Genomic DNA, 15,766 nt, shown 5'->3' with positions numbered 1-15,766 from the left:
TTGTACTCACCCTCTCGGGCTTTCCTCCGGGCGCTTCCCTTCGGTCTTTCTTTCTTGCGTTTCCGACTCTATCAGACCGTTTCACCGGCCGATTTCCTCGGGGTCTTGCTCCGCTTTCCGGCCTTTCAGCTTTCCGGCGGTTCCGACTCTATCAGATCCTTTCGGGCCTGATTCCCAGTCAGCGGGGCTTGTCTTTCCGGCTGTTGGGCCGTTCCGACGTCCCAGACTTTAGCGGATTTCCCGCCCCGAACCTAATCGGGGGTTGGAATTCAATTCGGGCACGCCGAAATGAATCCCGTGGGAGATCGTGCTGTGGTGTGGGTGCCGCATGCGCGGCGTGAGGTGCTGTCCTGCGGTCGTGGTGGCCCGGACAACTCGCAGGACTCTACGCCACGATCGCCGGTAGTACAAAAGCGGGCCCGGTGCGACACGTCGCACCGGGCCCGCCAAGCCTGAACCGCCAGGTCAGGCGCCCACCGGCTGCTTCGTCGCGTCGGCCCCGCCGTCGCGCGGCGCGGGGAGTTCCGAGCTGTCGTCGGCGTCGGAAGCGGAATCCAGGAGCGTGCGCTCGTCGAAGGGGAGTTCCCCGGCGAGGACCCGCTTCACGCGGTCGCGGTCCACCTCTCCGGTCCAGGTGCCGATGAGCAGCGTGGCCACGGCATTGCCCGCGAAGTTCGTGAGGGCGCGGGCCTCGCTCATGAAGCGGTCGATGCCGATGATGAGGCCGACGCCGTCGACCAGGCCCGGCTTGTGGGACTGGAGGCCGGAGGCGAGCACCGCGATGCCGGAGCCCGAGACGCCCGCGGCGCCCTTCGACGCGATCATCATGAAGAGGAGCAGGCCGATCTGCTGGCCGATGTTCATCGGCTGGTCCATGGCGTCGGCGATGAAGAGGGACGCCATGGTCAGGTAGATCATGGTGCCGTCGAGGTTGAAGGAGTAGCCGGTCGGGACGGTGATGCCGACGACCGGGCGGGAGACGCCGAGGTGCTCCATCTTCGCGATCAGGCGCGGCAGCGCCGACTCCGAGGAGGAGGTCGAGAGGATCAGCAGGAACTCCCGGCCGAGGTACTTCAGGAGCGAGAAGATGTTGAAGCCGGTCGCCAGACGCATGATCGCCGCCAACACGATGCCGACGAACAGCGCGCAGGTGACGTAGAAGCCGATCATGATCGTGGCCAGCGCCTTGAGGGCGTCGATGCCGGTCTCGCCGATGACGGCGGCCATCGCGCCGAACGCACCGACCGGGGCGGCCCACATGATCATGCCGAGGACGCGGAAGACGAGCTTCTGGATGTGCTCGATGCCGCGCAGGACCGGCTCGCCGGCCCGGCCCATCGCCTGGAGGGCGAAGCCGACGAGGAGGGCGACGAGGAGGGTCTGCAGGACCTCGCCCTCGGTGAAGGCGGAGACCAGGGTCGTCGGGATGATGCCGAGGACGAAGTCGACCGGGCCCTCGCTCGCGTCCTTGGCCGCGGTCTGACCGACGTCCTTCGTGGCCTCGGTCAGGTGCATCCCTGCGCCCGGGTCGAGGATGTTGCCGACGATCAGGCCGATGCCGAGCGCGACCATCGACATCACGATGAAGTAGCCGAGGGCGAGACCGCCCACCTTGCCGATCTTGGCGGCCTTGCGGACCGAACCCACGCCGAGCACGATCGTGCAGAAGATGATGGGCGAGATCATCATCTTGATCAGGTTCACGAAGCCCGTGCCGACGGGCTTGAGCTCCGTGGCGAAGTCGGGCCAGATGAAGCCGACGGCGACGCCGAGGAGGACCGCCGCGATGACGGCGATGTAGAGGTAGTGCGTGCGGTCCCGCTTGGCGGCGGGCGGCTTGGTGGTGGCGGTCGCGGTCCCGTTCTCGGCCACGGTTCCCTCCTGGCTGCTGACGACTGTGTCGGCGTACGGGGAAGACGGCTTGCAAGACGTACGTGGAGGACGTGCTTGGAAGACGTGCTCGGCAGGTGTACTGGAAAGACGTACGGGTGAGCAGCGCGGTGCGTGCGGCTCACGGCACCGCGGCTGCGGATCCCGGTGACTATCTCCCAGGCCGTGAGCACCGTCACCCTTCCGTTCATTTAGTTCCCGGATGCCCCTGCGGGCAGACTGACGGCATGCGCTCCTTGCGTCTCCCCCGCCCCCGCAGCCTGGCCGCCCAGCTCTTCGCGATGCAGGTCGTGCTGGTCGCGGTCGTGGTCGCGGGGTGCGCCCTGTTCACGTATGTCAGTGACCGGGGGCAGGCGGAGACGGCGGCCAGGCGGCAGGCGACGGCCGCGGCGACGGCGGTCGCCGACGCCGGTTCGGTGCGCGAGTCGATCACCGGGGACGCGGATCCGACGGTGCGGCTGCAGCCGTACGCCGACGCGGTGCGGCGGCACACCGGCGTCGACTTCGTGACGATCATGGATACGAAGGGGATCCGGTGGACGCATCCCGATCCGCATCGGATCGGTGAGCGGTTCCTCGGGCACATCGGTCCCGCGCTGAAGGGGCGGACGTTCTCGGAGACGTACACCGGGACGCTCGGTGCTTCCGTGCGGGTCGTCACCCCCGTCTACGACGATCAGAAGCGGGTCGTCGGTCTGGTCAGCGCGGGGATAACGATCGACGAGATCACCGCGCAGGCGCGCGGACAGGTGCTCGCCGTGGCGGCGGTCGCGGCGGCGGCGCTGGTGCTCGGCGGTATCGGTACGTACGTGATCAACGCGCGGCTGCGCCGCCACACGCACGGTATGAACGCGACCGAGCTGAGCCGGATGCACGCCTATCACCAGGCCGCGCTGCACGCCGTGCGCGAGGGGCTGCTGATGCTGGACGGACAGCGGCGGGTCGCGCTGATGAACGACGGGGCGCGGGTGCTCCTGGGCGTGGGGGACGAGGACGTCGTGGGGCGGTCCGTCGCCGAGCTGGGGCTGCCGGCGCCACTGACCGGGGCGCTGCTCGCCACCGGGTCACGGGTCGACGAGGTGCATCTGACGGCCGACCGGGTCGTGGTCGTCAATACGTCGCCGGTCGCCAGCGGGGACCGGCGCGGCACCGTGGTCACGCTGCGCGATCACACCGAACTGCAGGCGATGATCGGCGAGTTGGACTCCGAGCGCGGGTTCACGCAGGCGCTCAGGTCGCAGGCGCACGAGGCGGCGAACCGGCTGCACACCGTGGTCTCGCTGATCGAGCTGGGGCGGGCGGACGAGGCCGTCGAGTTCGCGACCGCCGAACTGGAGCTGGCGCAGGCGCTGACCGACCAGGTGGTGGGCGCGGTGAGCGAGCCGGTGCTCGCCGCGCTGCTGCTGGGCAAGGCCGCGCAGGCCAACGAGCGGGGCGTCGAGCTCGTCGTGTCCGCCGATACGCGGGTGGCGGAGGGGGACGACGGGGTGCTCGGGCAGGCGGTGTCCACCCGGGATCTCGTCACCGTGCTCGGCAACCTCATCGACAACGCCGTCGACGCGGCGCAGGGTTCGCCGCGGGCCCGGGTCACCGTCACCGCGCGCACGGAGGCGGACGCCCTGCTGCTGCGGGTCGCCGACTCGGGGCCCGGGGTGGACCCGGAGCACGCCGACGCGGTGTTCGAGCGTGGCTGGTCGACGAAGCCGGCCGGTCCCGGCGGCCGGGGTCTCGGGCTCGCCCTCGTACGGCAGGCGGTGGCCCGGGGCTGTGGCACCCTCGACCTCGACCGGGATGCGGGCGGGGGCGCCGTGTTCACGGTGCGGCTGCCGCTGACGACCGGGATGGAGGCCGTTCCCGCGCCCCGCGTCCCGTCCGTCACTCCCACCGCTCCTCCCACCGCCGCAGCGAAGGACAGCAGCTCATGAGCGACCATGCCACCGGCGACAGCGGGGACGGTGCCGGCGCAGGCACCGGCACCGGCACCGGCACCGTCCGAGTACTGATCGTCGAGGACGATCCGGTCGCGGCCGCCGCGCACGCGCTCTATGTGGGCCGGGTGCCCGGTTTCACGGCGGTCGCCACGGTGCACACCGCCGCCGAGGCCCGGCGCGCCCTGGACCGGGTGCCCGTCGATCTGATCCTGCTCGATCTGCATCTGCCCGACGGGCACGGGCTGGCGCTCGCGCGGTCGCTGCGCGCCGCCGGGCATCACGCGGACGTCATCGCGGTGACCTCGGCGCGGGATCTGGCGGTGGTGCGCGAGGGGGTGTCGCTGGGGGTGGTGCAGTACGTGCTGAAGCCGTTCACCTTCGCGACGCTGCGCGACCGGTTGCTGCGCTACGCCGAGTACCGGACGACCAGCGGGGAGGCGTCCGGGCAGGACGAGGTGGACCGGGCGCTGTCCCATCTGCGCTCGCCCGCGCCGGCCGCGCTGCCCAAGGGGCTGAGCGCGCCCACGCTGGAGCGGGTCACGCACACCCTGCGGGAGGCCGCGCCCGAGGGGGTGACCGCGGCGTCCACCGCCGAGACGGTGGGCATCTCGCGGATCACCGCCCGGCGCTATCTGGAGCATCTGGTCGACTCGGGGCGTGCGGTGCGCAGTCCGCAGTACGGGCAGGTGGGCCGGCCCGAGCTGATCTACACCTGGAAGTAGCCCGCGGACCTCCTGGACACGCTCTGGCGCCCGCGATCAGGGCCACGGTGCGGGCCGCGCAGCGGCGGACGCGGGGAGTGATGCGGAACATGCGGCGTCAAACTCCTTTGCGCATGGGGGCATTGGGGCACTTTACACAGAGTAACTTAGGTTATCCTAACCTAACTACATCGAAGGAACTTGATGCCGTTCACACCCATTGACCTTGCTCAGAACGGGACCGTACGTTCACGGGCAGCCCCGCGCGGCAACGCAGCCCGCGACGGTCCGTAGGAGGTCGTGCCCGTGCGCCCCACCGCCCCTCTGCTCACCGCCACCGCTCTGCTCCTGGCCGCCGGAACCCTCACCGCGTGCGGCGGTGGCTCCGGCAGCGACGCGAACACGGTCAAGGTTTCGTACAAGCAGTCCACGGACAACATGAGCAAGGTCCCGGACACCTATCTGGCCGCGATGAAGAAGCAGTTCGAGAAGGAGAACCCGGGCAAGAAGGTCGAGCTCGTGCCGATCAAGGCCCCGGACGCCGAGTACTACACGAAGCTCCAGCAGATGCTCCGCTCCCCCAAGACGGCCCCCGACCTGGTCTACGAGGACACGTTCCTCGTCAACTCCGACATCACCAGCGGGTACTTGAAGCCGCTGGACCCGTATCTCGCCAAGTGGGCGGACTGGGACCAGTTCATCGACACCGCGAAGACGGCCGCGAAGGGCCAGGACGGGAAGACGTACGGCGTTCCGGACGGCACCGACACCCGCGGCCTCTGGTACGACAAGGCGATCCTGAAGAAGGCGGGCATCAGGACCCCCTGGCAGCCGAAGAACTGGAACGAGGTCCTCGACGCCGCCCGCACCATCAAGGCGAAGGTCCCCGGCGTCACCCCGCTGAACGTCTACACCGGCAAGCCCGGCGGCGAGCAGTCCACGATGCAGGGCTTCGAGATGCTGCTGTACGGGACGGGCGACGGCAGCTCCGATCCGCTGTACGACAAGGCGAGCGACAAGTGGATCGCCGGGTCGAAGGCGTTCAAGGACAGCCTGAAGTTCGTCGAGACCGTCTACAAGGAGAAGCTCGGCCCTGACGTCTCCGACGCGCTCGACCCGAACATCGGGACCACGATCCGCGGTGAGCTGCTGCCGAAGGGCAAGGTCGGCATCGACCTCGACGGCTCCTGGCTGCCGCAGGACTGGATCAAGGGCGCCGGGCACGAGTGGCCCGAGTGGTCACAGAAGCTGGGCCTCGCGTACATGCCGACGCAGAACGGCCAGGCGCCCGGCAAGGTCTCCATGTCCGGCGGCTGGACCTGGGCGATCCCCGCCAAGGCGCACAACCCCGACCTGGCCTTCGACTTCATCAAGACGATGCAGACGAAGGAGAACGCCCGGCGCTGGTACATCGCCAACTCCGGCATCGCGGTCCGCAAGGACGTCGCGGCCGACCCGAAGTACATCCAGGCGCAGCCCGGCATCAAGTTCTTCACGGACCTGGTGAGTACGACCCACTACCGGCCCGCCTATCCGGCCTATCCGAAGGTGTCGACGGCGATCCAGGAGGCCATGGAGTCGGTGACGACCGGTGACGCCTCGGTGGACAAGGCGGCGTCCACGTACGACGACCAGCTGAAGACGGCCGCGGACGGCAAAGTTGTCAGCAAGCCGTGACCCCAGGGGACGGGCGCGGGCCCTGGTCCGCGCCCTCCCCGTCGCCCCGGCCACCGTCCTCATGGTCCTGTTCCTCGCCGGACCGATCGCCTACTGCGTCTACATCGCGTTCACCGACCTCCAGCTCACCGGTCAGGCGAAGTCCTCGTTCGTCGGCTTCGAGAACTTCAGGACCGCCTTCCACGACGACGCGTTCCTCAACGCGGTCAAGCTCACCCTGGTCTTCACGTTCCTGTCGTCGATCGTCGGGCAGAACACGCTGGGCCTGGCGCTCGCGGCGCTCATGAAGCGCGCCTCGAAGCCGGTGCGCACCGTGACGGGTGCCGTCGTCGTCACGGCGTGGGTGCTGCCGGAGGTCGTCGCGGGCTTTCTGCTGTACGCGTTCTTCCGCCGCGAGGGCACGCTCAACGCGATCCTCGACTGGCTCGGACTGCCCAGCCAGAACTGGCTGTTCACGCTGCCGATCCTGGCGGTGTCGTTCGCGAACGTGTGGCGCGGCACCGCGTTCTCGATGCTGGTCTACTCGGCCGCGCTCGACGAGATCCCGAGCGAGGTCACCGAGTCCGCCGAGGTGGACGGCGCCAACGGGTGGCAGCGCCTGTGGCACATCACGCTGCCGATGATCCGCCGCTCCATCGGCACGAACCTGATGCTGAACACGCTGCAGACGCTGTCCGTGTTCGGCCTGATCTGGGTGATGACCCGCGGCGGGCCCGGCAACCACAGCCAGACCCTCCCCCTGTTCATGTACGAGCAGGCCTTCCAGAAGAGCATGATCGGCTACGGCACCGCGGTCGCCCTGCTCCTGCTGGTGGTCGGCTCGCTGTTCTCCGTGGTCTACATGCGCCTGCTGCGCACCGAGTCCTGACACAGAGCGCCGAGCCCGAGACGGAGGCATCCGTGACCCGCCGCACCACCCGTAACCGTCTCACCGCCGACGCCACCCTCGTCCTCGTCCTGCTGGCCTTCGCGCTGCCGTTGGCCTGGGTGGTGCTCTCGTCCGTCGACGCCGACGCGAACCTGCGGGTGAAGTGGCCCTCGCACGCGACCCTGGGCAACTTCGACGCGGTGCTCAAGCCGGACATCACCTTCACCCCGCTGCTCAACTCCCTGATCCTGTGCGGCGGGGCGACGGCGCTCACGGTGGCGTGCGCCGCGCTCGCCGCGTATCCGCTGTCCCGCTACCGCTCGCGCCTCAACAACCCGTACCTGGCGACGATCCTGTTCGCGACGTGTCTGCCGATCACGGCGGTCATGGTGCCGGTGTACGCGCTGTTCGTGCAGGTCGATCTGATCGACACGATGGCGGGCACGATCTACTTCTTCACGGCGTCCCAACTCCCGTTCGCCATCTGGCTGATGAAGAACTTCATGGACGGGGTGCCGAAGGAACTGGAGGAGGCGGCCTGGACGGACGGGGCGAACACCTTCCAGTCGCTGCTGCGGATCGTGCTGCCGCTGATGGGGCCGGGGATCGCCGTCGTCACGGTCTTCTGCTTCGCGATGATGTGGGGGAACTTCTTCGTCCCGTTCATGCTGCTGCTCTCGCCCGACCAGATGCCGGCGTCGGTCAGCATCAACGACTTCTTCGGCAACCGCGGGACGGTCGTGTACGGACAGCTGGCGGCGTTCTCCATCATCTACTCGACACCGGTGGTCCTGCTCTACGTCCTGGTGTCGCGGCGGTTCGGCGGCGGTTTCGCGCTGGGCGGCGCGGTGAAGGGCTGACCCCCGGACCGGCCCCGGACGCCCCTGAACCGACCCGTCCGGCACCTGTACGTTCCTACGAGTTGTCACTGAAGACGAACACACCGTAGCCAAGCGGCGCGTACGCCCCTACTTTGTGCCCGTGCAGCACAAGGCCGCGGCTGATCAGCAGCCCACCCCGCCGTTCAACGCCCCCGCCGCCCGTCGCCTCCGTGAGGCGCTCGGGATGGCCCCGGGGCACGTCGCGTACGGAATGCGCGCCTCGTACGGTCTGGCGTACGTGACACCCGACGTCATCCTCGCCTGGGAGCGCGGCGACGCGGCCCCGACCGCCGGTGAACTCACCGCGCTGGCCGGGGCGTTGTGGTGCTCCCCCGCCGAACTCATCGGCGCGCCCCGGACCCTGCGCGAGCACCGGCTCACGCTCGGGGTCGCCCCGGAGGACGTGGCGCGGTTCGTGGGCCTGGAGATCCACTCGTATCTGCGCATGGAGGAGACCGGAGAGTGGCGGGGCAGCGAGCGCCAGTCGTCGGCGCTCGCCGAGGTGCTGCGGCTCTCCCCGCGTTCGTTCGCGACGGTGACCGGCCGCGACGCCCAGCTCGCCGAACTGCTCCGCGCCGCGGCGAAGACCCGCTGGCAGGGCCAGGTGAAGCCGCTGAGCCGGCTGATCCCGGTCCAGCGCCGCGAACTGGAGGACGTGCTCCACGAGATGCACCTGGAGTACCAGGCCCTGATGGCCGCGACCCTGAGCTGGGGCGGCGGTGCGTCATCCGGCTCGGGGAACGCGGGCCACGAGTTCCTGGACCGGATCCTGGAGGAGTTCTGGTCGCGGATCAGGAATCCGTAGATTCCGGACTAGGGCGTGTTTCGAAAGTCCCGTCGTCCGCCCGAAGGGCGGGCCCCGCGGCGTCTGGTGCGTGCGATCGCAAGGCGCCGGAGCGTCCTAATAGCGGAGCTATTCGGGCGTTTCGGCAACGCCGCGAGCGTGCGTGCCAGGCGTCGCGGGGCAGGCGGGACTTTCGAAACACGCCCTAGCTCCAGGGATCGAGGCCGGGCCGGTAGCGGCGGCTCTCCTCCTCCTGGGTGAGGAACATGGGCGGCTGGTCGACGCCGGACACGACGCTCAGCGGGTTCTCGTCCGCCGCGGTCAGCTCGCCCGACACGTACCGGCGCAGGAACTCGACCGTCCCGTACGGGTAGACCCGCCAGCGGTAGCTGCCGCGCGACCAGGTCGCCACGTGCCAGCGGTCGGGGTCCTCGTCCACCCGGGCCCAGCACAGCAGGTCGCCGGCGCCGGACACGCCCCACGCCTGAAGGTCGTCGGCGCCGAAGGTGACGCCGTCGGGGTGCTCGGCGAGGTCGTCGTGCCACTCGTCCCGCGCCAGTTCGGTCTCCTCCGTCATCCCCGCGCAGTCGCCCTCGTCGGGCACCATGATCCCGAGGATGGCGTCGATGGACCCGTCGCCGTACGCGGTCACGAAGGCCCGGTAGTCGGCGGGGAACCGAAGCCCCGTGCGGCGCTCGATCGCCGCCCAGTCGAACGCGGCACCCGCGCCCTCGTGCGGCGGCATGATCCGCAGGAGCTCGGACATCGATGGCTGACGACCCGTCATTCGGCCGTACCCCTCCCTCACAGCCGATGCCCGGCACCCCCAGGGCGCCGGGCATCACGATGGACAGCGTCTCTAGAAGACCGACTCCGCCTCGTCCATCCGGTCCTTGGGGACCGTCTTCAGTTCGGTGACGGCCTCGGCGAGCGGGACCATCGTGATGTCGGTGCCGCGCAGCGCCGTCATCTTGCCGAACTCGCCCTGGTGCGCGGCCTCCACCGCGTGCCAGCCGAACCGGGTGGCGAGCACACGGTCGTACGCGGTCGGGGTGCCGCCGCGCTGGACGTGGCCGAGGATGACCGGCCGGGCCTCCTTGCCCAGGCGGCTCTCCAGCTCGTACGCGAGAGCCGTGCCGATGCCCTGGAAGCGCTCGTGGCCGAACTGGTCGATGGCGCCCGTGCCGTAGTCCATCGTGCCGTCCTGCGGGTGCGCGCCCTCGGCGACACAGATCACGGCGAACTTCTTGCCGCGCGAGAATCGCTCCTCGACCATCTTGACCAGGTCGGCCGGGTCGAAGGGGCGCTCGGGCAGGCAGATGCCGTGGGCGCCGCCGGCCATGCCGGACTCCAGCGCGATCCAGCCCGCGTGCCGGCCCATGACCTCGACGACCATCACCCGCTGGTGGGACTCGGCGGTGGTCTTGAGGCGGTCCATGGCCTCGGTCGCGACGCCGACGGCGGTGTCGAAGCCGAAGGTGCGGTCGGTGGACGAGATGTCGTTGTCGATCGTCTTGGGGACGCCGATCACCGGGACGCCCGCGTCGGACAGCATCCGTGCGGCCGTCAGGGTGCCCTCGCCGCCGATCGGGATGAGCGCGTCGAGGCTGCTCTTCTCCATCAGCTCCTTGGCGTTGTCGCACGCGGCCCGGAAGCGGGCGCGCTCCAGGCGGGAGGAGCCGAGGATGGTGCCGCCGCGGGCGAGGATGCCGCTGACCGCGTTCAGGTCCAGGGGGCGGAAGCGTCCGTCGAGCAGCCCCGCGTAACCGTCCTCGAAACCGATGACCTCGTCCCCGTAGTGCGTGACGGCTCGGTGCACGACCGACCGGATCACTGCGTTCAGACCAGGACAGTCGCCGCCTGCGGTGAGAACTCCGATACGCATCGTGCTGTGTCTCCTGCTCGCTTCTGGTTCGTCTGAGCCATCGCAATTCTTCCACGCTCCACGCCACGACGCGTTCGCGCAGCCCTACGAGAGGCGCTTGGTCACGGCTCCTTCGGGCACTGAGACCCTGCTGTACAGGCCCTTTGTCCGGCGGGCGGCCTAGCCAGACCCGGAGGTATTGTCAAGAGGGCACAGCTTTCGATACGGCCATGTTTTCAGCCCCGGTACGGACCTCCGGTCCAGCTCAGGGGCCCTACGGAGGAAACGGAGACCACGCGTGACGCGCAGCGTGTACGTGACCGGGATCGACCGGGGCGACGGCCGGCAGGTCGTCGAGCTGGGAGTCATGGAACTTCTGACGCGCCAGGTCGACCGGGTGGGTGTCTTCCGTCCGCTCGTCCACGACGGGCCCGACCGGCTCTTCGATCTGCTGCGGGCGCGCTACCGCCTGTCGCAGGACCCCGCGAGCGTCTACGGCCTCGACTACACCGAGGCGTCCACGATCCAGGCCGAGCAGGGCACGGACGAACTGGTCTCGCTGCTCGTCGACCGGTTCCACGCCGTCGCCCGTGACTACGACGTCGTGCTGGTGCTCGGCACCGACTTCGCCGACACGCAGCTCCCCGACGAGCTGGCCCTCAACGCCCGCCTGGCCAACGAGTTCGGTGCCTCCGTGCTGCCCGTGGTCGGCGGTAAGAAGCAGACGGCCGAGTCGGTGCGCGCCGAGGTCCGCAACGCCTACCGCGCCTACGACGGCCTGGGCTGCGACGTTCTCGCGATGGTCGTCAACCGGGTGGTGCCGCAGGACCGCGACGAGATACACGAGCGGCTCAGCAACCGCCTGCCCGTGCCCTGCTACGTGCTGCCCGACGAGGCCGCGCTCTCCGCGCCGACCGTCGCCCAGATCACCCACGCCCTCGGCGGCACGGTCCTGCTCGGCGACGACTCCGGTCTGGCCCGCGACGCCCTGGACTTCGTCTTCGGCGGCGCCATGCTGCCGAACTTCCTCAACGCCCTGACGCCGGGCTGCATGGTCGTCACCCCCGGGGACCGCGCCGACCTGGTGGTGGGCGCCCTCGCCGCGCACAGCGCCGGCACCCCGCCGATCGCGGGCGTGCTGCTCACCCTCGACGAGCGGCCGGGGGCGGAGATCCTCAAGCTCGCCGACCGGCTCGCGCCCGGCACCCCCGTCGTCGCCGTCAGCGGCGGCTCCTTCCCCACCGCGGGCGAACTCTTCGCCCTGGAGGGCAAGTTGAACGCCGCGACGCCGCGCAAGGCGGAGACCGCCCTCGGTCTCTTCGAGCGGTACGTCGACACCCCGGGCCTGCTGCGCACCATCCAGGCCCCGTCCTCCGACCGCCTCACCCCGATGATGTTCGAGCACAAGCTCCTGGAGCAGGCCCGCTCGGACAAGCGCCGTGTCGTGCTGCCCGAGGGCACCGAGGAGCGCGTGCTGCGCGCCGCCGACGTGCTGCTGCGCCGGGGCGTCTGCGACCTGACGCTGCTCGGCCCGGTCGAGCAGATCCGCAAGAAGGCCGCCGACCTCGGCATCGACCTCGCCGCGAGCGAACTGATCGACCCGGCGACGTCCGAGCTGCGGGACCGTTTCGCCCAGGAGTACGCGCAGCTGCGCGCCCACAAGGGCGTCACCGTCGAGCTCGCGCACGACGTCGTGGCCGACGTGAACTACTTCGGCACGCTGATGGTCCAGGAGGGCCTGGCCGACGGCATGGTGTCGGGGTCGGTCCACTCGACGGCCGCCACCATCCGCCCGGCCTTCGAGATCATCAAGACCAAGCCGGACGCCGCGATCGTGTCGTCGGTCTTCTTCATGTGCCTGGCCGACAAGGTCCTCGTCTACGGCGACTGCGCCGTGAACCCGGACCCGAACGCCCAGCAGCTCGCCGACATCGCCGTCCAGTCCGCCGCCACCGCCTCGCAGTTCGGCGTCGACCCGCGGATCGCGATGCTGTCGTACTCCACGGGCACCTCCGGCTCCGGCGCCGACGTCGACAAGGTCCGCGAGGCCACCGAGCTCGTCAAGAGCGTGCGCCCCGACCTGAAGATCGAGGGCCCGATCCAGTACGACGCCGCCGTCGAGCCCTCCGTCGCCGCCACCAAGCTGCCGGGCTCCGAGGTCGCGGGGCAGGCCAGCGTGCTGATCTTCCCCGACCTGAACACCGGCAACAACACCTACAAGGCCGTGCAGCGATCGGCCGGCGCCATCGCCGTCGGCCCGGTCCTGCAGGGCCTGCGCAAGCCGGTCAACGACCTGTCCCGCGGCGCGCTCGTCCAGGACATCGTCAACACGGTCGTCATCACGGCGATCCAGGCCCAGACCCCCACCGAAAAGGCTTCCGCCCAGTGACAGCGACCCGCATCCTCGTCCTCAACTCCGGCTCCTCGTCGGTGAAGTACCAGCTCCTCGACATGGCCGGCCAGGCGCGTCTCGCGGTCGGTCTCGTCGAGCGCATCGGCGAGGAGACCTCGCGTCTGAAGCACACGCCGCTGGCCACCGGCGGGGACTCCCGCGAGCAGAACCGGCCGATCGCCGACCACGCCGAGGCCCTGAACGCGGTCGCGGACGAGCTGGCGCAGGACGGGCTCGGCCTGGACTCCCCCGAGCTGGCCGCGATCGGCCACCGGGTGGTGCACGGCGGCAAGCTGTTCACCGAGCCGACCGTGATCGACGACGCCGTGCTCGCCGAGATCGAGCGGCTGATCCCGGTCGCGCCGCTGCACAACCCGGCGAACCTGACCGGCATCCGCACGGCCCAGAAGCTCCGCCCCGACCTGCCGCAGGTCGCCGTCTTCGACACCGCGTTCCACACGACGATGCCGGAGTCGGCCGCGCGCTACGCGATCGACGTGAAGACCGCGGACGAGCACCGCATCCGCCGCTACGGCTTCCACGGCACCTCGCACGCGTACGTGTCCCGCAAGACCGCCGAGCTGCTCGGCAAGGACCCGTCCGAGGTCAACATCATCGTGCTGCACCTGGGCAACGGCGCCTCGGCGTCGGCCGTGCGCGCGGGCGCGTGCGTGGACACCTCGATGGGCCTGACGCCGCTTGAGGGCCTGGTGATGGGTACCCGTTCAGGAGACGTCGACCCGGCCGTCATCTTCCATCTGATGCGGGTGGGCATGATGTCGGCGGACGAGATCGACGTCCTGCTCAACAAGAAGTCGGGCCTGATCGGTCTGTGCGGCGACAACGACATGCGCGAGATCCGCCGCCGTATCGACGAGGGCGACCGGGAGGCGAAGCTCGCCTTCGACATCTACATCCACCGTCTGAAGAAGTACATCGGCTCGTACTACGCGGTGCTCGGCCGGGTCGACGCGATCGCGTTCACGGCCGGGGTCGGCGAGAACGCGGCGCCGGTGCGCGAGGCCGCGGTGGCCGGTCTGGAGGAGCTGGGTCTCGCGGTCGACGGCGAGCTCAATTCCGTACGTTCCGACGAGGCCCGGATCATCTCGCCGGAGTACGCGCGGGTCGCCGTCGCCGTGGTGCCGACCGACGAGGAGCTGGAGATCGCCCAGCAGACCTACGCCCTGGTCCGGGGAGCGTGACAGCCGTCACAGCTGAGCACCCGCCCGCCCATTTGTAGATTCCACCAGACGGAATATTCCGTAGCGAAACAAACCGATAGGATCGCCCCCATGCGCCGTTCCAAAATCGTCTGCACGCTGGGCCCCGCCGTCGACTCCGAAGAGCAGCTCGTCTCGCTGATCGAGGCCGGCATGAGTGTGGCCCGCTTCAACTTCAGCCACGGCACGCACGCCGAACACCAGGGTCGCTACGACCGTGTTCGCGCCGCCGCCGAGAAGACGGGCCGCGCGGTGGGCGTGCTCGCCGACCTCCAGGGCCCCAAGATCCGCCTGGAGACCTTCGCCGAGGGCCCCGTCGAGCTGGTGCGCGGTGACGAGTTCACCATCACCACCGAGGACGTCCCGGGTGACAAGTCGATCTGTGGCACGACGTACAAGGGCCTGCCCGGTGACGTCTCGCGCGGCGACCAGGTCCTGATCAACGACGGCAACGTCGAGCTCAAGGTGATGGACGTCGAGGGCCCGCGGGTCAAGACGATCGTCATCGAGGGCGGTGTCATCTCCGACCACAAGGGCATCAACCTGCCCGGCGCGGCCGTGAACGTCCCGGCCCTGTCCGAGAAGGACATCGAGGACCTGCGCTTCGCCCTGAAGATGGGCTGCGACCTGGTCGCCCTGTCCTTCGTGCGCGACGCGAACGACGTCAAGGACGTCCACAAGATCATGGACGAGGAGGGCCGCCGGGTCCCCGTCATCGCCAAGGTCGAGAAGCCGCAGGCCGTCGCCAACATGGAGGGCGTCGTCGCGGCCTTCGACGGCGTCATGGTCGCCCGTGGCGACCTGGCCGTCGAGTACCCGCTCGAAAAGGTCCCGATGGTGCAGAAGCGCCTCGTGGAGATGTGCCGCCGCAACGCCAAGCCGGTGATCGTCGCGACCCAGATGATGGAGTCGATGATCACCAACTCGCGCCCGACCCGCGCCGAGGCGTCCGACGTCGCGAACGCGATCCTGGACGGCGCCGACGCGGTCATGCTGTCCGCCGAGTCGAGCGTGGGCGCGTACCCGATCGAGACCGTCAAGACGATGTCGAAGATCGTCCAGGCGGCCGAGGAGGAGCTGCTCAGCAAGGGCCTCCAGCCCCTCGTCCCGGGCAAGAAGCCGCGTACGCAGGGTGGTTCGGTGGCCCGCGCCGCGTGCGAGATCGCGGACTTCCTGGACGGCAAGGCGCTGATCGCCTTCACCAAGTCCGGTGACACCGCGCGCCGCCTGTCCCGCTACCGCGTCTGCCAGCCGATCCTGGCGTTCACCACGGACGAGGACACCCGCAACCAGCTCGCGCTGAGCTGGGGCGTCGAGACCTACGTCGTCCCGCACGTGGACTCCACGGACGCGATGGTCGACCTGGTCGACGCCGAGCTGGTGAAGCTCTCCCGCTTCAACGACGGCGACACCGTGGTCATCACCGCCGGTTCGCCCCCCGGTGTCCCCGGCACCACCAACATGGTCCGGGTGCACCAGCTGGGCGGCGCCCAGTAACCGGGCCCGCACCGACATGCGCCGAGGGCGCCTCCTGTACGAGACAGGGGGCGCCCTCGGC

12 protein-coding genes are annotated in these 15,766 nt (G+C 69.6%); 9 read left to right on the top strand and 3 right to left on the bottom strand.

Annotated features, from left to right (window positions below):
• Positions 1 to 465: 465 nt before the first annotated feature.
• Positions 466 to 1,872 (bottom strand): cation:dicarboxylate symporter family transporter, encoded by a 1,407-nt coding sequence (locus J3486_RS34215; RefSeq protein WP_207827574.1) that lies wholly within the window; start codon positions 1,870 to 1,872, stop codon positions 466 to 468.
• Between the two features lie 245 nt (positions 1,873 to 2,117).
• Here J3486_RS34215 and J3486_RS34210 point away from each other — a divergent pair, with 245 nt between their 5' ends.
• From J3486_RS34210 to J3486_RS34185, 6 genes are all read left to right on the top strand, one after another.
• On the top strand, positions 2,118 to 3,815 hold the full coding sequence (locus tag J3486_RS34210) for a sensor histidine kinase (RefSeq protein WP_207827572.1): 1,698 nt from the start codon (positions 2,118 to 2,120) through the stop codon (positions 3,813 to 3,815).
• On the top strand, positions 3,812 to 4,543 hold the full coding sequence (locus tag J3486_RS34205; protein ID WP_229379030.1) for a response regulator: 732 nt from the start codon (positions 3,812 to 3,814) through the stop codon (positions 4,541 to 4,543). Before J3486_RS34210 ends, J3486_RS34205 begins: the two co-directional genes overlap by 4 nt.
• A 285-nt stretch (positions 4,544 to 4,828) precedes the next feature.
• The gene (locus J3486_RS34200) at positions 4,829 to 6,199 is read left to right on the top strand and encodes an extracellular solute-binding protein (RefSeq protein WP_207827570.1); all 1,371 of its coding nucleotides are present in this window, start codon (positions 4,829 to 4,831) and stop codon (positions 6,197 to 6,199) included.
• A 61-nt stretch (positions 6,200 to 6,260) separates the two neighbouring features.
• Complete coding sequence (locus J3486_RS34195) at positions 6,261 to 7,067, top strand: carbohydrate ABC transporter permease (protein ID WP_229379072.1); 807 nt, start codon at positions 6,261 to 6,263, stop codon at positions 7,065 to 7,067.
• A 32-nt stretch (positions 7,068 to 7,099) separates the two neighbouring features.
• Positions 7,100 to 7,927, top strand: coding sequence for a carbohydrate ABC transporter permease (locus J3486_RS34190; protein WP_207827566.1), 828 nt, complete (start codon positions 7,100 to 7,102; stop codon positions 7,925 to 7,927).
• Positions 7,928 to 8,048: 121 nt separating this feature from the next.
• Entirely contained in the window at positions 8,049 to 8,753 is a 705-nt protein-coding gene (locus tag J3486_RS34185; RefSeq protein WP_207827565.1) for a helix-turn-helix transcriptional regulator, read from the top strand.
• Between the two features lie 184 nt (positions 8,754 to 8,937).
• Here the strand turns inward: J3486_RS34185 and J3486_RS34180 are convergent, their stop codons facing one another.
• Both J3486_RS34180 and J3486_RS34175 read right to left on the bottom strand, forming a co-directional pair.
• Entirely contained in the window at positions 8,938 to 9,498 is a 561-nt protein-coding gene (locus tag J3486_RS34180) for an SMI1/KNR4 family protein (protein WP_207827562.1), read from the bottom strand.
• Between the two features lie 93 nt (positions 9,499 to 9,591).
• The gene (locus J3486_RS34175) at positions 9,592 to 10,617 is read right to left on the bottom strand and encodes an ATP-dependent 6-phosphofructokinase (protein ID WP_207827561.1); all 1,026 of its coding nucleotides are present in this window, start codon (positions 10,615 to 10,617) and stop codon (positions 9,592 to 9,594) included.
• A gap of 277 nt (positions 10,618 to 10,894) precedes the next feature.
• Between J3486_RS34175 and pta the strand changes: the two genes are divergently transcribed.
• The 3 genes from pta (at position 10,895) to pyk (ending at position 15,705) form a co-directional block, all read left to right on the top strand.
• Complete coding sequence (gene pta, locus J3486_RS34170; protein ID WP_207827558.1) at positions 10,895 to 12,985, top strand: phosphate acetyltransferase; 2,091 nt, start codon at positions 10,895 to 10,897, stop codon at positions 12,983 to 12,985.
• Entirely contained in the window at positions 12,982 to 14,190 is a 1,209-nt protein-coding gene (locus J3486_RS34165; protein WP_207827556.1) for an acetate kinase, read from the top strand. The genes pta and J3486_RS34165 overlap by 4 nt, the downstream gene beginning before the upstream one ends.
• Positions 14,191 to 14,280: 90 nt before the next feature.
• On the top strand, positions 14,281 to 15,705 hold the full coding sequence (gene pyk / locus J3486_RS34160; RefSeq protein ID WP_207827554.1) for a pyruvate kinase: 1,425 nt from the start codon (positions 14,281 to 14,283) through the stop codon (positions 15,703 to 15,705).
• Positions 15,706 to 15,766: the final 61 nt, after the last annotated feature.

This window comes from Streptomyces sp. VRA16 Mangrove soil, from assembly GCF_017377775.1.
GTDB lineage: Bacteria > Actinomycetota > Actinomycetes > Streptomycetales > Streptomycetaceae > Streptomyces.
The sequence above is the reverse complement of the archived record's forward strand: the minus strand, read 5'-3'. Positions and strand labels throughout refer to the sequence as shown.

Bases quoted from the DNA above. Each gene is read 5' to 3' on its own strand.
- J3486_RS34210 (WP_207827572.1), top strand. From the start codon at position 2,118: ATGCGCTCCTTGCGTCTCCCCCGCCCCCGCAGCCTGGCCGCCCAGCTC.
- J3486_RS34205 (WP_229379030.1), top strand. From the start codon at position 3,812: ATGAGCGACCATGCCACCGGCGACAGCGGGGACGGTGCCGGCGCAGGC.
- J3486_RS34195 (WP_229379072.1), top strand. From the start codon at position 6,261: ATGGTCCTGTTCCTCGCCGGACCGATCGCCTACTGCGTCTACATCGCG.
- J3486_RS34180 (WP_207827562.1), bottom strand. From the start codon at position 9,498: ATGTCCGAGCTCCTGCGGATCATGCCGCCGCACGAGGGCGCGGGTGCC.
- J3486_RS34175 (WP_207827561.1), bottom strand. From the start codon at position 10,617: ATGCGTATCGGAGTTCTCACCGCAGGCGGCGACTGTCCTGGTCTGAAC.
- pyk (WP_207827554.1), top strand. From the start codon at position 14,281: ATGCGCCGTTCCAAAATCGTCTGCACGCTGGGCCCCGCCGTCGACTCC.